Genomic DNA, 16,856 nt, shown 5'->3' on the forward strand with positions numbered 1-16,856 from the left:
TTCCCACAAGACGGGGCATAATGCCCCTGCAATAGACCAAGGAAACACACCTATGGCTCAATATGACGTCATCATCATCGGCGCAGGCCCTGGCGGCTACGTCTCTGCAATCCGCTGCGCGCAGCTGGGTCTGAAAACCGCCATCGTGGAAGGCCGTGAAACACTGGGCGGCACGTGCCTGAACGTGGGCTGTATCCCGTCCAAGGCGCTGCTGCACGCGACCCACATGCTGCATGAGGCCGAACACAACTTCGCTGACATGGGCCTGAAGGGCAAAAGCCCGTCGGTCGATTGGGACCAGATGAAGGCGTATAAGACTGATGTTGTTGGACAAAACACGGGCGGCATCGAGTTCCTGATGAAGAAGAACAAGATCGACTGGCTCAAAGGGTGGGCCTCTATCCCGGCTGCCGGTCAGGTCAAAGTTGGCGATGACGTGCACGACGCCAAGAACATCGTGATCGCCTCGGGCTCCGTGCCGTCTTCCCTGCCAGGTGTTGAAGTCGACAACGACAAAGGCATCGTGGTCGACAGCACCGGCGCGCTGGACCTGCCAAAGGTACCAAAGAAGATGACCGTGATCGGCGCTGGCGTGATTGGCCTCGAACTGGGCTCAGTCTATGCCCGCCTCGGCGCAGAAGTGACCGTGGCGGAATACATGGACGCGGTCTGCCCCGGCATGGACGCGGATGTACAGCGGACCTTCAAGCGTATCCTTGAAAAACAAGGCCTTAAGTTCATCATGGGCGCGGCTGTGCAGGGCGTGGACGCCACCAAAACCAAAGCCAAAGTGCGCTATCAGCCTAAGAAAGGCGGCGACGAAGAGGTTGTGGACGCAGATGTGGTGCTGGTTGCCACCGGCCGTAAACCATTTGCAGAAGGCCTGGGTCTGGACGCGCTTGGCGTGAAAATGACCGAACGCGGCCAGATCGCTGTGGACGGCAAATGGGCCACCAACGTGCCGGGCATCTACGCCATCGGCGATGTGATCGAAGGCCCAATGCTGGCGCACAAAGCCGAAGACGAAGGCATGGCCGTGGCTGAAGTTCTGGCCGGGAAACATGGCCACGTGAACTACGGCGTGATCCCGGGCGTGGTCTACACCACCCCAGAAGTGGCCACCGTCGGCGCCACCGAGGCCGCTCTGAAAGCCGAAGGTCGCAAGATCAAAGTTGGCAAGTTCATGTTCATGGGCAACGCCCGCGCCAAAGCGGTACACCAAGGCGAAGGCTTTGTGAAAATCATCGTCGACAAAGAGACCGACCGCGTGCTTGGCGCTGCGATCATCGGCCCGGCGGCTGGCGACATGATCCACGAACTCTGCGTGGCCATGGAGTTTGGTGCTTCAGCGCAAGACATCGCCCTGACCTGCCACGCGCACCCAACCTACTCCGAAGCGGTCCGCGAAGCCGCACTGGCCTGCGGCGACGGCGCAATCCACAGCTAAGCTGTCTAAAATGAACAATAAAGGGCGCCTCTTGGGGCGCCCTTTTCATTTGAAATTATGGCCCATAGGCCACTACCACATCGTCTTCGCAGCCCGCGCGGCCCAGCCCTCATCGTAGGGCGTACCGCCCTCGGCCCCATCGGTCTGCTCGGCCAGAATCTGTCCCACTGTAGGCAAATCGGCGCTTTCATCCTCCGAGGCCCACAACCCGGCCCGCATCACCGCCCGAGCACATTGCGTGTAGATCTCGCCAATTTTTATCACAATCACCGCACGCGGGTGTCTGCCTTGCACCTCAAAACTTTCGCACAGAGCGGCATCTGTGGTCACCTTGGCAAGCCCATTGACCCGCACCACATTGTTGGAGCCCGGCACCATGAACAACAGCGATATACGCCCGTCCGCCACAATGTTGCGCAGCGAGTCGATCCGGTTATTCCCACGCCAATCCGGCATCGCAAGCGTGCGTTCGTCCAGCTCGCGCACCACAGGGCCATCGTCCCCGCGTGGACTGCCGTCCGTGCCCTCCGGCCCCACCGTCGACACCACACAGAACCGCGACGCCATGATCCATTTGCGGTAAAGCGGCGTCATCTGCAGCGCCACTTTATTGACCGACGCCGAGGCCGGTTTGCCATAAAGCGCCTCTAACTCCGCAAGATCACTGACGTACTGCATCCGGATCAAACCCCGCTTCCACCATCAACGCATTGGAGCGGGTCTCAATCACCTTTTCCAACCGCGTCATGAATTCTTTTTGGTCTGCGCCCTGCTCGATTGGCTCCAGAAACTCAACCACAGCCAGGCCCGGCTTGCGCAGCATCGTGCCCTTGGGCCAGAACATCCCGGCATTGGTTGCCACCGGCACCGCCGTCTGCCCAGTCTCTTTGTAAAGAACGTATGGGCCAACCTTATACGGCACATGCTCGCCAACAGGCACCCGTGTGCCCTGCGGATAAATCACCAACTGGCCCGGCGGCACCCGACCGCTTTCCACATCCGCCAACATCGCTTTGATCGCCGCACCCCGCTTGCCGCGCCGCACAGGCACACAGCCCAAACGCCACGCGTACACCCCGATGATCGGCGTGAACAGCAACTCATATTTCATGATGAAGCGCGGCTGCGGCACCGCTTTGAAGATCATCATAATATCGAGAAACGACTGGTGCTTCGCAGGCACCAAAACGGCACCACTCGGCACCTCGCCACGCACCTCGGATCGAATGCCCACCAACCAGCGCGCCGACCAGATCGCCCAAGTGGCGTAGGTGTTGCACGCCGCCATGGCCCCTTTAGAGGACAACAACGCCCAGGGGAAAAACACAATCCCCATCGCCAGCATCACAATCGCATTCTGAACCACATAGATGATCGACATCACCCATTGAAACGCCAAGCGCATCAGGTCAACTCCCCTAGTGTACGTCGTGCCGCCGCGCCGGTGGCCAGATAGGCCACCACGCCCGCCAGCGGCGGGATCAGCGCCAAGAACGCCCAGCTCATGCCTTGGAACCCTAGCCCGGTCAGAAAGCCGCCGCTCTCTTGCGCCGAAGGCAGCAAGAAGACGGCCAAGGCCCCCATTGCGGTGCCCACAGCGGCGCCCAGAAGGGCGCGCAGGGTAAAGCGCCGCACAAAGGCGCGTGCAATGTAGCTGTCCCTTGCGCCAATCAAGCGCAGCACCGAAATCACCTGCGCATTAGCCGCCAACGCCGCATTGGCCGCCAAGGTAATCATCGCCGCCGTGGCCGCCCCAATCAGGCCAATCGACACCCAGCCCAGCAGACGCAACCGCCCAGCGGCACGCTCCAGCGGACGCCGCCAACGGGTGTGGTCATCCAGCACCGCGCCCGGCACCTCCGCCTGCAATCGCAGCCGCAACCCGGCGCCGTCATAGCCCTCTTCGGTCTCGACAATCTCGATCAACTGCGGGATCGGCAGGCTGTCCAGCGGCAGGTCCGGCCCAAACCAAGGCGCCAGCAAGCCGCGCTGCTCGTCAACACTCAAGGCCCGCGCCGAAGCAATTCCCGGCGTGCTCTCCAGCACGGTCAGTGCCGCCGCTGTCTGAGCCGCCATCTGCTCTTCCGGCGCGGAAATCCGCAACGTTGAACTCTGCGCCAGCTCATCACCCCACCGCGCCGCCAGTCGGCCCGAGGCCAAGGACAACGCCAAAGCAAACACCGTCAAAAACGCCATGGCCCCCGCCGCAAACAACGTCAATCGCGCGGTAAATCCCGTTGGCGGCACCACGCGGTCTGCCTGCGCGTCGCCCATAATCAGCTTGGAAAGCTGCAGACCTTTGCTCATAGATCTGCCCCCGCCAGTTGCAACTTACGCCCCGAAATCCGCAGCACCCGTGCCTGCACGTGATGTTTGGCCGATCGGATTAAGTTCAGATCATGGGTCGCAATCAAGATGGTCTTGCCCATCTTGTTCAGTTCCACCAGAAGCTGCAGCAACCGTTGGGACATTTCCCAATCCACATTGCCGGTTGGCTCATCCGCCAAAACCACATCCGGCGACATAATCACCGCCCGCGCCAAAGCCGCCCGCTGGCGCTCCCCGCCTGACAGCTCCGGCGGCAAGGCACTGGCGCGATGCCCCAAACCCACCCAGGTCAAAAGCTCTTTCAGGTTGGAATGCTGCTCCAAAGAATCCCTGTCCGAAACCGTTAGCGGTAAAGCCACATTTTCTCGCACCGGCAGGTGGTCCAAAAACTGGCAATCCTGATGCACCACGCCGATCTGGCGCCGCGCCAAAGCGTGGTCATCCCGATCCATCTCACGCACATCTTTGCCAAACAGCTGCACCCGCCCCGCCGTCGGGGTCAGCGCGCCATAACACAGTTTCAAAAACGTGGTCTTCCCGGACCCGGACGGCCCGGTCAAAAAATGGAAAGATCCGGGTGCCAGCTTCAGGGACACCTCGCTCAGCAACTCGCCGCCACCATAGCTATACGCAATATTGTCTAGTTCGATCACATGAGACCTCATTTGTCCCGATTGTTGTGCACGAGCATCGCCTTGGTTGCAATCTGTTCCACGCCGCCTTTGCACTTTCGCCAAGCGATGTTTCAGAATATGGTTCCTGAATAAAAGCAAGAACTTCGACAGCAGGGGACGAGTATGCGGCTCACTTGCCCAAATTGCGGGGCACAATATGAAGTGCCTGACGACATCATCCCGACCGGTGGGCGGGATGTGCAATGCTCCAACTGCGGCAACACCTGGTTTCAGGTGCACGCGGACATGCAGGCGGAAGAACCCGTTGAGAACGCTGTTGCCGATGTGGTCGCTGCGGCTAGCGAAGAGGCCACGCAAGACGACGCTGCTGCGCCCGAAGAAGAAGTCTTTGAAGAGGTCGAACCGCCAGAGCTCTCTATTGAAGCAGAGCCGGAGGACAATCAGGACTTCTTCGATGACGAGGAAGAAGAAAACCCCGATGATCTGGACCTAGGGGGCGAAGACTGGGATCTGGAAACCGAGGAAGACTGGGCCGAAGAGAGCGCGCCTCAGCACGAGGAGGCTCCAGCAGACGCTGAAGAGCACCGCGAAGACATTGCCGAAACACCGGACGCGCAGGAAGAAGAGAGCGAGCCCGTCCCAGCGCCTGAACCGGACGACGAAGATGAACTGGAAGTCGCCGCAGATCTGGAAGACGACCTTGAGACCGACGCCCTCTCGGAAGACGACGGCGCAGTAGATGCAGAGCCAGAGCCTGCCCCCAAGCCACGTGGGCTGGACGACTCAGTCAAAGACATCCTGCGCGAAGAAGTGGAATACGAAAGCCGCGCCCGCGCGGCCGAACAACCGCAAAGCCTTGAGACACAGGGTGATCTAGGTCTCGACCAGGGCGAAGACCGCCCCACAGCCACAGACCGCCGCGCGGATGAAGCCGCCAACCGGCTGCGCCGCCTAAGGGGGCAAGACGATGCCGCCACCGCAGCGGCAGTGGCCGCAACCGTCCGCAGCGCCAAGGACACCCGCCGCGACCTGCTGCCGGATATCGAAGAGATCAACTCGACCCTGCGCACCTCGGGCGACACACCGCGCAATCCGGATTTAGGGCAGAAAACCAACAACAGCGCCAGCCGTGCGCGTGGGTTCCGTCTCGGATTTGCACTGGTGATCCTGCTCGCGGGCGCAGCGGTGTTTGTTTACAGTTCGCATGACAGTCTCAGCAAAAGCTACCCGCAGGCCGCGCCTTACATCGACAGCTTTATGGCCTCAGCAAACGGTGCCCGTATCTGGCTGGACGACAAAGTGGCTGGTCTGTTTCTGAAACTCAACGCCCTGACCGGACAGTCCTAACCGGCTGTCCAGCGCATGCCTTAGAACCGCTCCAGCAAACGTTCCAGATAGTTACGCTCTGACTCAGAGCGCTCTGTCTCTCCGGCACGGCGGCGGATTTCGTCCAACAGACGACGCGCCTGACGATACACATCCTCGCCCTGCAGCAACCCTTCATCGGTACCTGCCGCTCCGCGATTGCCTTGGCTGCGCCCAAGCGGGTCTTGCGCCTGGCCCTGCGCCTCGGCGGTGCCTTGTTGGCCTTGCTGTTGTTGTTGCGCCATGGCTTCACCAAGGTTGCGCAGCCCCTCCCGCAGGGCATCCATCGCTTCCGCTTGCCGATCAATTGCCGTGGCCAGATCATCCTCACGCAACGCCTCTTCGGCACCTTCCATGGCACCTTCCGCATTACCAAGCGCTTCCCGCGCGGCATCCCCCTCTGGCGTGCCCTGCCCCGGCAAGTTCTGCATCTGACGGTTTAACTCCTGACGCAATGCCCGCTGGCGGTCCTCCAGCGCGCCTTGCTGGCCCTGTTGATCGCCATTGGATTGGCCGGTCTCGCCCTCACCTTCGCCGTTACCCTGACCTTCGCCACCAGTGCCGTCATGCGCCTGACCACGCCCTTCGCCACCACTGTACCCTTGGTTTTCCTGTGACTGTCCGCTCTGAGCGTTTGGGTTGAACTGTTCCTGCAACTCGCGGAAAGCCTCGTCAGACAGGCCTTGCTGATTGCGCAGCGTTTCAGCCAGCCCTTCCATGGCCTGCTCGCCCTGGTTCTGTTGACCTTGGCCTTGGGTGACGCGCATGTTCTCCATCAGCCGCTGCAACTCTTCCAGAGCCTGCTGCGCCTCTGCCATGCGGCCCTGTTCCATCAGTTCCTGAATGCGGTCCATCATGCGTTGCAGATCGTTTTGATCCATCTGCATCGAATTCTCTGCGCTCTGCTGATTTTCGCCTTCTTCGCCGTCCTGCTGCTGCCGCCGCGCTAACTCGCGCATGTAGTCTTCAGTGGCCTCGCGCAACTCCTGCATGAGACGCGCAATCTCCGCATCACTGGCACCGTTTTTCATCGCTTCGGACAAGCGCTCCTGCGCCTGTCGCAAACGCTCCGCCGCGCTGCCAAGATCGCCATCTTCCAAGTCCAGCGCCAATTGCCACAGCGCCTCAGCCAGTTCGTCGCGTTTCTCTTCAGACAGCCCATGCGTCACGTTCACTTCCAACCGCCGCAAAATGGTCCGAAACCGCAGGTAATCTGTCTCGCGCCGAAACACGCCATCCTCAGGCCGGTGCGACACCGCCCGCATCAACTGCGCCACGCGTTTGCCATTCTCCCGTGACCACAACAAATCCCGCCGCATCTCGATCACTGCCGCCGCCAACGGGTCAAAGAACCGCCGCGCCGGCAGTTCAAACCGCAAGTCTCCGGATTGTCCTTCAAGCCCCGCGTCATCCTCTACAGTCAGCGTGACCTTCACCGGCAAATGCGCCCAAGGGTGTTCGGAAAAGTCCTCAATCAAGGTCTCTTCAAACGACGCCCGATCGCCGGAGATCGGCAAGGGCAGTTCGACCACCACCGCCTCACGAGGTTCAGGATCGACCCGCACCCCGTACTGTCGGGACACGCCGTCGAGATCCAGCTCCACAACCGCTGTTCCGCCGACCACGCCATAATCGTCAGACGCATGAAACGGCAGGGTCATCTCACCACGCCCAGAGGCCTCCACCTGCCCGCTCAAAATCACTTTCGGCGCAAGGTCATCCTGCATCACAATATGCCAGGCAGCCCCGCCCGGCCCGGCGATCTCCAAATCACCTGTCTGACGCACATCAAAGCTCTGCTCCGGCTCGGCCGCGCTCTCAATCGCCCCAACCCGGCCGGACACGGTCTCCGCCACGGTCAGAGCACCGACTTCTCCGTAAAGCCGCAGCAAAACCCGGCTGCCTTCCGGCAACACCAACTTGCCCTCAGGTTGATCATTCAGGTAAAGCGCAGGTTTGCCGGTGTAACTCGGCGGCTCAATCCAACCTTCCCAGGTTGGCCCACTTGCCAAAGCTGCCCCGCCTCCGGGCCCCAATTCCCTCACGGACGATAGATTTGAAAACGATCCACCGACAAAGGCCATCATCAACAACAGGATCGCTGTGTAACGCAACCCAAACGGGTCCAACCGCGAAATCCGCAAATCCGGCTGCACCGCTTTGGCGCCCTTGGTGCGCGCTGCCATGCGTTTCTGGTGGGCCATCCAAAGCGCCTGAGAGGCGGCGTCGTCCTTGCCCACCGCCGGCGCATCGCGCAGCGCCGCAATCGGCCGTCCTGGCAAGGTTGCATCCAGCCGCGCAATCGCCATGTCACGGGACGGCAGCACCAACTGCCGCGCCCCACGCACCAAAAACACGAGCATCCCAGCCGCAGCCAAAAAGCCGCAAATCCAGATCATTTCCAGCGGCAGATGGTCCTGCAGCCCCACCATCAGTGCGGCCAGCACCACAAAGGCAATGGTCCACACCGGCCAAAACGCACGTGTGAATGATTCTGCAAACAGACCCAACCGGGTCAGGCCAATGACCCACCGAAGGTGCAACAGGGCTGCATCTGAAGGGCTTTGACGGGTCACGGCGCTCCTATCGGTTGGCTCTTAGTCGCTGGTCTGATCCAGCCACTCTGGGATGCTATCGCGGTTTATCATCTCTTCATAGGTTGGACGTCGGCGGATAACCGCAAATTGATCGTCCTTCACCAGAACTTCTGGGATTAAGGGCCGCGTGTTGTACTCGCTGGACATTACCGCGCCATAGGCCCCTGCACTGCGGAACGCGATCAGATCGCCATCGGCAAGCTGCGCCATATTGCGCCCTTTGGCAAAGGTGTCGCCAGATTCACAGACCGGCCCCACGATGTCATATTGCGCAGGCTCCTGCCCCGGTTCGGCCTCAACGACCGGCACAATATCATGATGCGCCTCATACATCGCCGGACGGATCAGGTCGTTCATCGCCCCGTCGACAATCAGGAACTCACGGTCTTCGCCGGACTTCACGTAGATCACCTTGCACACCATGATGCCCGCGTTGCCCGCGATCAAACGACCCGGCTCAATCTCGATCTCGCAATTCAAGTGCCCCAGCACACGCTTTACCATCGCACCATATTCCACCGGCAGCGGCGGCGCAGAGTTGGAGCGCTCATAGGGAATGCCCAGGCCACCGCCCAGATCCAACCGCTTGATGTCGTGCCCTTCGGCCCGCAACTGTTCAGTCAGTTCCGCGACCTTCTTATAAGCCGCCTCAAACGGCGCCAACTGGGTCAACTGACTGCCAATGTGCACATCAATACCAATGACTTTTAGGCCCGGCAAAGACGCCGCCAGCGCATAAACCTCTTTGGCGCGGCTGATTGGGATGCCAAATTTGTTCTCCGACTTACCGGTCGCAATTTTGGCGTGGGTTTTGGCATCCACATCCGGGTTCACCCGAATGGTGATTGGCGCCTCAACTCCCAAACGGCTCGCCACGGCACTGATCGCCGCCATTTCCGGCTCGCTCTCCACGTTGAACTGGCGGATGCCACCAGTCAGCGCGAGTTCAATCTCATCTTCGGTTTTACCGACACCGGAGAACACAATCTTGTTGCCCGGCACCCCCGCGGCCTTGGCGCGCGCATATTCGCCGCCCGACACCACATCCATGCCCGCGCCCAGTGCGGCCAGAGTTTTCAAGATCGCCTGATTAGAGGCTGCTTTCATGGCGTAGCACACCAGATGATCCGTGCCTTCCAGTGCTTCGTCAAACAGGCGGAAGTGGCGTTCAAAGGTCGCGGTGGAATAGCAGTAGAACGGCGTGCCAACCTGCGCGGCAATTTCCTTTACCGGCACATCTTCGGCAAACAACTCCCCGTCGCGATAAAGAAAATGATCCATAGTGCCGTCTCCTGCGTGCCGCTAGCGTAGTTCGGCCTCCCTCATACGCCGCGGCGCAGCGCCGATCAATGCTCCTGAGCCGACTTACTTCACCGGCTTTGCCCGCAGGAACAGATAAAGCGGCAGGCCACAGCTCACACCAATCATCCAAGTCGCTGGAATCGCCAATAGCGCAATCCAATTGCGCCGCACCCAGACCTCAACCAGAACCCACACCGTGAGCGTGATGGCAGAGATCACAAGATCCCAATAGATGCCGGTCACCGCGTCATTGGCTTTCCACAGCGCCACCATGGCCTGAAGATCCAGACCGTTCTCGGCAATCCACGGCCCAAAATACATCATCGGATGGATCGCGCCCCAAATGGCCAATCCCAAAAATACCCAACGCAAAGGTGACATGTGTTCCCCAATCCCAAAAAGTAAGCGGCACCACAGGTACGGCGCCGCCTTTGCTTCGGATCAGAATGTCCCGATTGGGACTGAGCTTTCAAGAGGCTAAGCCCTTAGCAGCCATACCAGCGACAGCCACCGCCAATTGAGATGCTCACGGTGCCGTTGGTCACGCCCACGCTGCCGGATGTGTGCACCCCGTCAGAGCCGATTCCGATATTGGCGTTGGCACGGGGTGTCCAAGGCTCTCCGTCCACACCACACGCGGACACAACAGCCAAACTCAAACAGGCAAAAACAACGCGGAACATGTGGGATCTCCCATGGCAGCAGCGTCAACAGGACCTAATGCACCCCCCGGTGCAAATGCCGTCGACGCGTCCACCATACGGAAAAACCGCGCGGATTGGAAAGGGGAAACACCGCCCTCCGGCGTCATCTCCCCAAGGGCTTAGCTGTCCAGCTTGGCTTTCCAAGCGGCAATCTGCTCACGCACACGGGTGGGCGCGGTGCCACCATAGGACATGCGCGAGGACACCGAGTTGTGTACGCCCAGCACACCAAACACATCTTCCGTGATCGCCGCATGCACAGACTGCATGTCTTCCAGCGTCAGGTCTGGCAGGTCGCACTCCTTGCTTTCCGCCATGGCAACCAGCGAGCCGGTAACATGGTGCGCGTCGCGGAACGGCATGTTCAGCGCCCGCACCAGCCAGTCGGCCAGATCAGTTGCGGTGGAGAAGCCACTGCCGGCTGCTGCTTCCAGGCTATCCTGGTTGGCAGTCATGTCCTTGACCATGCCTTCCATCGCCGCCAGCGCCAGCATCAGGTTGTCCGCCGCATCAAAGACCTGCTCTTTGTCTTCCTGCATGTCCTTGGAGTACGTCAACGGCAGGCCCTTCATCACCATCAGAAGCGCAGTGTTGGCGCCAAAGATCCGGCCAATCTTGGCACGGATCAACTCTGCCGCATCCGGGTTTTTCTTCTGCGGCATGATGGAGCTGCCGGTGGAGAAGCGATCAGAGAGCGTCACAAAGCGGAACTGCGCGGAGGACCAAATCACCAGCTCTTCGGCAAAGCGGCTCAAGTGCATGGCGCAAATGCTGCTTGCGGACAGGAACTCCAACGCAAAGTCACGATCTGCCACCGCGTCCAAAGAGTTCGCCGCCGGACGGTCAAAGCCCAGCGCCTTGGCCGTCATCTCACGATCAATTGGGAAAGACGTCCCAGCCAAAGCCGCCGCGCCCAGAGGGGATTCATTCATCCGTTCCCGCGCGTCTTTGAAACGTGACAAGTCACGGCCAAACATCTCCACATAAGCCATCATGTGGTGGCCCCATGTCACCGGCTGCGCGGTCTGCAGATGGGTAAAGCCCGGCATCACCCAATCCGCGCCCGCTTCAGCCTGCGACACAAACGCACGGATCAGCGCCTCGATGCCGGCAATCGCCGCATCAATCTGATCGCGCACCCAGAGTTTAAAGTCCGTCGCAACCTGGTCATTCCGGCTCCGGCCTGTGTGCAAGCGCCCGGCAGGCTCGCCAATGATCTCTTTCAGCCGCGCTTCCACATTCATGTGAATGTCTTCCAACGCCGTGGAAAATTGGAACGTGCCGCCCTCAATCTCTGACAACACCGTGAGAAGCCCTTCCCGAATGGCCTCCGCATCGCTATCTGTCAGAATGCCTGTCTTGGCGAGCATCGCCGCATGGGCCCGAGAGCCAGCAATGTCCTGCGCCGCCATACGTTGATCGTAGCCAATAGACGCGTTGATCGCTTCCATAATGGCGTCCGGTCCGGCGGCAAAACGGCCACCCCACATCTGGTTTGAGGTATCTTTGGTCATGAGAAGCCCTTTTGGAGGGAAGATGAAAGTAAATGGGTCCGCGCTGGTTTATACAGGCTTGGCAGCAATCGCAATTGCCGCCCTCTCCTTTGTTGCTCTGAAACCTTCAGCCAAGGCTGAAACCCGCGACTTTTCCGCCGTCGTTGACATGCGCGAAGGTGACATGCGCAAGCTCAACTTCCACTCTGCCCCCAAAGAGGTCTCGCAAAACAGCTTCCTCACAGAAGACGGCGGCGAAGCCACCTTGGGGGACTACAAAGGCAAAGTGGTGCTTCTGAACTTCTGGGCCACCTGGTGCGCCCCCTGCCGCCACGAAATGCCGATGCTGTCAGAACTGCAATCCGAGCTCAGCGGCGCAGATTTTGAGGTGCTGACGCTCGCCACCGGCCGCAACATGGTCCCCGCGATGCAGAAGTTCTTTGACGAGATTGGCGTGAACAACCTCCCCTTGCATCGCGACCCCAAGCAAGCCGTTGCGCGGGAAATGGCTGTCTTTGGCCTGCCCGCCACCATCATTATGGACCGCGACGGCAAGGAAATTGCACGTTTACAAGGGGATGCAGACTGGTCGAGCGAAAACGCCCGTGCTATCCTTTCCGCCGTAATCGCCATGGGGAACTCCTGACACGCCCCAAAGCCCTGACGACTGGCACATAAGAAGAGACCCCTATGATCCGCCACGCCTTGGCTTTTCTCCTCCTTCTGGGCGCCCCCGCCCAACTTGCCGCGCAGGACATTCAACAGCACGGCAGACACACCAAGATCGAAATGGTGAAACGGTTTGAGCTGCGCGGCGATGCCCGCGCCGCCTTCCGCCAGTTCAAACGTAAATCCGACTACTTCGGGGCGATCTACATCAACCGCCCGGAACGCCACGCTGGCGTGCACGCCAACGCCAACTCCCTCTGGCTGGCCGAAGCTTATGCGCAGACCCTGTGCCACAAACAATCGCGCAACCCGGACTACTGCGTACTGTACGCCCGCAGCGTGCCCAAAGACTACGACCGTACCGCCTTTGGCGTGACCCTGTCCCACGCGGCCAACAAAGACTTCCGCGAATACAAAAAGCTGCAAAACAAGAAACGCTCCGGTGCCTTTGCCGTCGCCGACAACGGTGCCATCGGCTATTCCTGGGCCGAGCCCTCCTCCATGGTGGCGCGCGAACAAGCGTTGCACCGCTGTGCCAAAGCCTCCGTCAAACTCCTGCGAGCGGCACCCCAGGATCTCTTGCCACTGCTGTCGAGCCCCGCGCGTCAAACCTGCCACATTGTGCACACCTCCAACTGACCGGCGTCGGAAACCGCTTCTTAAGCCCTGTGGCACATACTGGGCGAACCGCCCTCTATTCGCCTTAAGTTAGTTAAAAACAGGGCTAAAACACCCCTGTTCAGCGCCGTCCCAGAGCGTCATTTTAAGACATGGTTCATGTCTGTGTTCTTAAATGGGCACGCTGCTAAATGGGATGATGGGAAGCCTGCTATGGATCGCCCAAACAAAAAGAAACGCAAGGCTGGCGCGAAGCAAGGGCATCGCAGCCCGCTGGCGTACGCCCTGGACACACGGGATTCCTCCACGCTGGACATGGTCCGCGAGGCAATCGCGCACAAGCAGGTTCTGCTCGCCTACCAACCGATTGTTCAGGCTTCCAACACCAAGCGTCCCGCGTTTTACGAAGGGCTTGTGCGGGTGCTGGACGAAACCGGCCGCATCATTCCCGCCAAAGATTTCATGGGCGCCGTTGAAGACAGCGAACTGGGCCGCCAACTCGATGTGCTTGCGCTCGAGCTTGGCTTGCAAGCTCTGGCGGAACAGCCCGGCCTGCGCCTCTCAATCAACATGTCAGCCCGCTCGATCGGCTATGCCCCCTGGATGGATTGCCTACAGCGCGGCCTGACCCGCGCCGCCACCATTCCGGAACGGTTGATCTTTGAAATCTCGGAAAAATCCGTGGTGCAGGTCCCGGAAATTGTTCAAGGCTTTATGGAAGAGCTGCAGGTCAAAGGCATGTCCTTTGCACTGGATGACTACGGCTCCGGCCTGACCACGCTGACCGTCTTCCGCGACTTTGATTTTGACATCATCAAACTGGACGGCAGCTTCAGCCGCAACATTTCTCTGGATGGCAGCAATCAGGTGATTGCCTCCGCTGTCGCTGCGATTTGTGAGCGCTTTGACATGCACTCCGTTGCCAGCCGTATTGAAAGCCCGGCAGATGCGCAGATGATGGCGGACCTCGGCTTTGACTGCCTACAAGGCTTTGCCTTTGGCGCGCCAACCATTTCCCCACCGTGGAAACAGCGCAAAAGTAACGCGGCCTAACTCCCCTGCAAAACCTCCTCTTCAGTGCTTCGCCTACACGCGACGGGCGCATTCTCGCCATGCGACTTTAGCCCTGTGACAGCCTGACCGTTGCCGCAGTGCGGCAAATGCGCTATTGACGCTACGGAAACGGAGTTTTGCGGGTTGCCTGAGGGGGGCGGTCCCGCACATGCTCCGCCCAGCATTTTGTAGAGGATTTGCATATGACCAACGTAGTGATTGCTTCCGCGGCCCGGACCGCCGTCGGTAGCTTCAGCGGCTCCTTCGCCAACACCCCCGCACATGATCTCGGCGCCACCGTGCTTAACGCACTGGTAGAGCGTGCCGGCATTGAAAAGGCGGATGTGTCTGAAACCATTCTCGGTCAGGTTCTGACCGGTGGCCAAGGTCAAAACCCGGCCCGCCAGGCGCACGTCAACGCCGGCCTGCCAATCGAAAGCGCCGCTTGGGGCATCAACCAGGTGTGTGGCTCCGGCCTGCGCGCCGTGGCTCTGGCTGCACAGCACATCCAACTGGGTGACGCGTCTATCGTGGCCGCCGGAGGTCAGGAAAACATGTCCCTGTCTCCCCACGTGGCGCACCTGCGCGCAGGCACCAAAATGGGCGATGTGAAATACATCGACTCCATGATCCGCGACGGCCTGTGGGATGCGTTCAACGGCTACCACATGGGCCAAACCGCAGAGAACGTGGCTGAGAAGTGGCAGATCAGCCGCGAAGCCCAAGACGAGTTCGCCGTGGCTTCCCAGAACAAGGCCGAAGCCGCTCAGAAAGCTGGCAAGTTTGCCGACGAGATCGTGCCGTTCACTGTAAAAACCCGCAAGGGTGACATCGTTGTGGACGCCGACGAATACATCCGCCACGGCGCCACCATCGAAGCCATGCAGAAACTGCGCCCAGCCTTCGTCCGCGACGGCGGCACCGTCACCGCGGCCAACGCCTCCGGCATCAACGACGGCGCGGCTGGCGCTCTGCTGATGACCGCTGATGAGGCGGAAAAGCGCGGCATCGAGCCTCTGGCCCGCATCGCGTCTTACGCCACCGCCGGTCTGGACCCGTCCATCATGGGTGTTGGCCCAATCTACGCTTCCCGCAAGGCACTGGACAAAGCCGGCTGGTCCGCCGAAGAGCTGGATCTGGTAGAAGCCAACGAAGCCTTTGCCGCACAGGCCTGCGCCGTGAACAAAGACATGGGCTGGAACCCTGAGATTGTGAATGTGAACGGCGGCGCCATCGCCATTGGTCACCCAATTGGCGCGTCTGGTGCGCGTATCCTGAACACACTGTTGTTTGAAATGAAGCGTCGCGACGCCAAAAAAGGTCTCGCAACCCTCTGCATCGGCGGCGGCATGGGTGTGGCCATGTGCCTTGAGCGTCCTTGACGCAACGCCCCTATGCGTTTGAGAATGAGAGGGGCGTCCATCGGGCGCCTCTTTTTTGTACTGGGAGGTCATTTTTCGCACAAGCAGCAAAAAATATCTGCAGTGCGGCAATTCATCACGTAATTATGTTGCGTAATGTGATTTAAAAACGTAACAGAGTTACCGACACATTTACTCACTTGGAGGACCATCATGGCAAGAGTAGCACTCGTCACCGGCGGCAGCCGCGGTATCGGTGAAGCCATCTCAAAAGCACTGAAGGCTGAAGGCTATGAAGTTGCAGCAACCTATGCCGGCAACGACGAGAAGGCCGCCGCCTTCACCGAAGCCACCGGCATTAAGACCTACAAATGGAATGTGGCCGACTATGAGGCGTCCAAAGCAGGTCTGGCGCAGGTCGAAGATGATCTCGGCCCAATCGACGTGATTGTTGCCAACGCTGGCATCACACGTGACGCCCCATTCCACAAAATGACCCCAGAGCAGTGGCACGAAGTGGTCGACACCAACCTGACCGGCGTGTTCAACACCGTGCACCCTGTCTGGGCTGGCATGCGCGAACGCAAATTTGGCCGCATCATCGTGATATCTTCGATCAACGGTCAGAAAGGTCAATTTGCTCAGGTCAACTACGCTGCCACCAAAGCTGGCGACCTTGGCATCGTGAAATCCTTGGCCCAGGAAGGCGCCCGCGCGGGCATCACCGCCAACGCCATCTGCCCTGGCTACATCGCCACCGAGATGGTGATGGCCGTGCCAGAGAAAGTCCGCGAGTCGATCATTGGCCAGATCCCAACCGGCCGTCTGGGTGAGCCAGAAGAAATCGCGCGCTGCGTGACCTTCCTCGCCTCCGATGACGCAGGCTTCATCAACGGCTCCACCATCTCCGCCAACGGTGGCCAGTTCTTCGTGTGATCCCCACACGACTCACAAACCAAAAGGGCCGGTCAAACGACCGGCCCTTCTCTTTTGCCCCGTAAGTGCCTGTCTCAGGCGCAGCGGGACGGTTCCGTAAGAACACCATGGTTCAGCGGAACGGATTTGCCACCAAACAGAACTTTGAAAAAACCAACAAAGGCAGCGCTACGGGCAGCATGCGCGTCCTGGTAGGCTTGCTGAGTGCGGGCGGTGATAGCAGTCTCGATCATGATAGCCTCTCTTCTGTTTGACGATGGAAAACTTAACTGACCCCAATATGGCGCCAACACAGCTTCGCGACAAACGAGACTTTCCCTAGCCTCACTTAAACTGTATTTAACCGAA

Annotated in this window: 17 protein-coding genes; 7 read left to right on the plus strand and 10 right to left on the minus strand. The window is 59.8% G+C overall.

What is annotated here, in order from left to right; genetic code table 11:
• The first annotated feature begins 52 nt into the window (after positions 1-52).
• Positions 53-1,447, plus strand: coding sequence for a dihydrolipoyl dehydrogenase (lpdA, locus tag MK208_RS10485; RefSeq protein WP_294116444.1), 1,395 nt, complete (start codon positions 53-55; stop codon positions 1,445-1,447).
• A 72-nt stretch (positions 1,448-1,519) separates the two neighbouring features.
• On the opposite strand, the gene MK208_RS10490 is transcribed toward lpdA, so the two are convergent.
• From MK208_RS10490 to MK208_RS10505, 4 genes are read right to left on the minus strand one after another with little or no spacing between them, the layout of a single operon-like run.
• The gene (locus tag MK208_RS10490) at positions 1,520-2,125 is read right to left on the minus strand and encodes a pyridoxamine 5'-phosphate oxidase family protein (RefSeq protein ID WP_294116445.1); all 606 of its coding nucleotides are present in this window, start codon (positions 2,123-2,125) and stop codon (positions 1,520-1,522) included.
• Positions 2,109-2,852, minus strand: coding sequence for a lysophospholipid acyltransferase family protein (locus MK208_RS10495; RefSeq protein WP_294116446.1), 744 nt, complete (start codon positions 2,850-2,852; stop codon positions 2,109-2,111). The genes MK208_RS10490 and MK208_RS10495 overlap by 17 nt, the downstream gene beginning before the upstream one ends.
• The gene (locus tag MK208_RS10500) at positions 2,852-3,754 is read right to left on the minus strand and encodes an FtsX-like permease family protein (protein ID WP_294116447.1); all 903 of its coding nucleotides are present in this window, start codon (positions 3,752-3,754) and stop codon (positions 2,852-2,854) included. The genes MK208_RS10495 and MK208_RS10500 overlap by 1 nt, the downstream gene beginning before the upstream one ends.
• On the minus strand, positions 3,751-4,428 hold the full coding sequence (locus tag MK208_RS10505; RefSeq protein WP_294116448.1) for an ATP-binding cassette domain-containing protein: 678 nt from the start codon (positions 4,426-4,428) through the stop codon (positions 3,751-3,753). Before MK208_RS10505 ends, MK208_RS10500 begins: the two co-directional genes overlap by 4 nt.
• Before the next feature lie 144 nt (positions 4,429-4,572).
• Between MK208_RS10505 and MK208_RS10510 the strand changes: the two genes are divergently transcribed.
• Complete coding sequence (locus MK208_RS10510; RefSeq protein ID WP_294116449.1) at positions 4,573-5,757, plus strand: zinc-ribbon domain-containing protein; 1,185 nt, start codon at positions 4,573-4,575, stop codon at positions 5,755-5,757.
• Positions 5,758-5,777: 20 nt separating this feature from the next.
• Here MK208_RS10510 and MK208_RS10515 read toward each other — a convergent pair whose 3' ends face one another.
• The 5 genes from MK208_RS10515 to argH all read right to left on the minus strand — a co-directional run bounded on the left by MK208_RS10515 (position 5,778) and on the right by argH (position 11,892).
• Positions 5,778-8,351: a TIGR02302 family protein gene (locus MK208_RS10515; RefSeq protein ID WP_294116450.1), complete on the minus strand. Its 2,574-nt coding sequence runs from the start codon at positions 8,349-8,351 to the stop codon at positions 5,778-5,780.
• Between the two features lie 21 nt (positions 8,352-8,372).
• Positions 8,373-9,653 (minus strand): diaminopimelate decarboxylase, encoded by a 1,281-nt coding sequence (lysA, locus tag MK208_RS10520; protein WP_294116451.1) that lies wholly within the window; start codon positions 9,651-9,653, stop codon positions 8,373-8,375.
• 84 nt (positions 9,654-9,737) lie between these two features.
• On the minus strand, positions 9,738-10,055 hold the full coding sequence (locus MK208_RS10525; RefSeq protein ID WP_294116452.1) for a DUF2834 domain-containing protein: 318 nt from the start codon (positions 10,053-10,055) through the stop codon (positions 9,738-9,740).
• Positions 10,056-10,159: 104 nt separating this feature from the next.
• Positions 10,160-10,357: a hypothetical protein gene (locus tag MK208_RS10530; protein WP_294116453.1), complete on the minus strand. Its 198-nt coding sequence runs from the start codon at positions 10,355-10,357 to the stop codon at positions 10,160-10,162.
• Between the two features lie 140 nt (positions 10,358-10,497).
• Entirely contained in the window at positions 10,498-11,892 is a 1,395-nt protein-coding gene (gene argH / locus MK208_RS10535) for an argininosuccinate lyase (protein ID WP_294116454.1), read from the minus strand.
• Positions 11,893-11,914: 22 nt separating this feature from the next.
• On the opposite strand from argH, the gene MK208_RS10540 reads away from it, so the two are divergent.
• The 5 genes from MK208_RS10540 to phbB all read left to right on the plus strand — a co-directional run bounded on the left by MK208_RS10540 (position 11,915) and on the right by phbB (position 16,508).
• Complete coding sequence (locus tag MK208_RS10540; RefSeq protein ID WP_294116455.1) at positions 11,915-12,517, plus strand: TlpA disulfide reductase family protein; 603 nt, start codon at positions 11,915-11,917, stop codon at positions 12,515-12,517.
• Positions 12,518-12,561: 44 nt separating this feature from the next.
• On the plus strand, positions 12,562-13,179 hold the full coding sequence (locus tag MK208_RS10545) for a hypothetical protein (RefSeq protein WP_294116456.1): 618 nt from the start codon (positions 12,562-12,564) through the stop codon (positions 13,177-13,179).
• 192 nt (positions 13,180-13,371) lie between these two features.
• Positions 13,372-14,211 carry an EAL domain-containing protein gene (locus MK208_RS10550; RefSeq protein ID WP_294116457.1) on the plus strand — a complete coding sequence of 280 codons (840 nt, stop codon included), beginning with the start codon at positions 13,372-13,374 and terminating at the stop codon, positions 14,209-14,211.
• 203 nt (positions 14,212-14,414) lie between these two features.
• Complete coding sequence (locus tag MK208_RS10555; RefSeq protein ID WP_294116458.1) at positions 14,415-15,593, plus strand: acetyl-CoA C-acetyltransferase; 1,179 nt, start codon at positions 14,415-14,417, stop codon at positions 15,591-15,593.
• A gap of 192 nt (positions 15,594-15,785) precedes the next feature.
• On the plus strand, positions 15,786-16,508 hold the full coding sequence (gene phbB / locus MK208_RS10560) for an acetoacetyl-CoA reductase (protein ID WP_294116459.1): 723 nt from the start codon (positions 15,786-15,788) through the stop codon (positions 16,506-16,508).
• A gap of 74 nt (positions 16,509-16,582) precedes the next feature.
• Here phbB and MK208_RS10565 read toward each other — a convergent pair whose 3' ends face one another.
• Positions 16,583-16,741 carry a hypothetical protein gene (locus MK208_RS10565; protein ID WP_294116460.1) on the minus strand — a complete coding sequence of 53 codons (159 nt, stop codon included), beginning with the start codon at positions 16,739-16,741 and terminating at the stop codon, positions 16,583-16,585.
• Positions 16,742-16,856 lie beyond the last annotated feature (115 nt).

It is taken from the genome of Shimia sp. (genome assembly GCF_022448905.1).
Taxonomy (GTDB): domain Bacteria; phylum Pseudomonadota; class Alphaproteobacteria; order Rhodobacterales; family Rhodobacteraceae; genus Shimia.

Bases quoted from the DNA above. Each gene is read 5' to 3' on its own strand.
- MK208_RS10500 (WP_294116447.1), bottom strand. From the start codon at position 3,754: ATGAGCAAAGGTCTGCAGCTTTCCAAGCTGATTATGGGCGACGCGCAG.
- lysA (WP_294116451.1), bottom strand. From the start codon at position 9,653: ATGGATCATTTTCTTTATCGCGACGGGGAGTTGTTTGCCGAAGATGTG.
- MK208_RS10495 (WP_294116446.1), bottom strand. From the start codon at position 2,852: ATGCGCTTGGCGTTTCAATGGGTGATGTCGATCATCTATGTGGTTCAG.
- MK208_RS10540 (WP_294116455.1), top strand. From the start codon at position 11,915: ATGAAAGTAAATGGGTCCGCGCTGGTTTATACAGGCTTGGCAGCAATC.
- MK208_RS10545 (WP_294116456.1), top strand. From the start codon at position 12,562: ATGATCCGCCACGCCTTGGCTTTTCTCCTCCTTCTGGGCGCCCCCGCC.
- MK208_RS10550 (WP_294116457.1), top strand. From the start codon at position 13,372: ATGGATCGCCCAAACAAAAAGAAACGCAAGGCTGGCGCGAAGCAAGGG.
- MK208_RS10525 (WP_294116452.1), bottom strand. From the start codon at position 10,055: ATGTCACCTTTGCGTTGGGTATTTTTGGGATTGGCCATTTGGGGCGCG.
- MK208_RS10510 (WP_294116449.1), top strand. From the start codon at position 4,573: ATGCGGCTCACTTGCCCAAATTGCGGGGCACAATATGAAGTGCCTGAC.
- MK208_RS10565 (WP_294116460.1), bottom strand. From the start codon at position 16,741: ATGATCGAGACTGCTATCACCGCCCGCACTCAGCAAGCCTACCAGGAC.
- MK208_RS10490 (WP_294116445.1), bottom strand. From the start codon at position 2,125: ATGCAGTACGTCAGTGATCTTGCGGAGTTAGAGGCGCTTTATGGCAAA.
- argH (WP_294116454.1), bottom strand. From the start codon at position 11,892: ATGACCAAAGATACCTCAAACCAGATGTGGGGTGGCCGTTTTGCCGCC.
- lpdA (WP_294116444.1), top strand. From the start codon at position 53: ATGGCTCAATATGACGTCATCATCATCGGCGCAGGCCCTGGCGGCTAC.
- phbB (WP_294116459.1), top strand. From the start codon at position 15,786: ATGGCAAGAGTAGCACTCGTCACCGGCGGCAGCCGCGGTATCGGTGAA.
- MK208_RS10530 (WP_294116453.1), bottom strand. From the start codon at position 10,357: ATGTTCCGCGTTGTTTTTGCCTGTTTGAGTTTGGCTGTTGTGTCCGCG.
- MK208_RS10555 (WP_294116458.1), top strand. From the start codon at position 14,415: ATGACCAACGTAGTGATTGCTTCCGCGGCCCGGACCGCCGTCGGTAGC.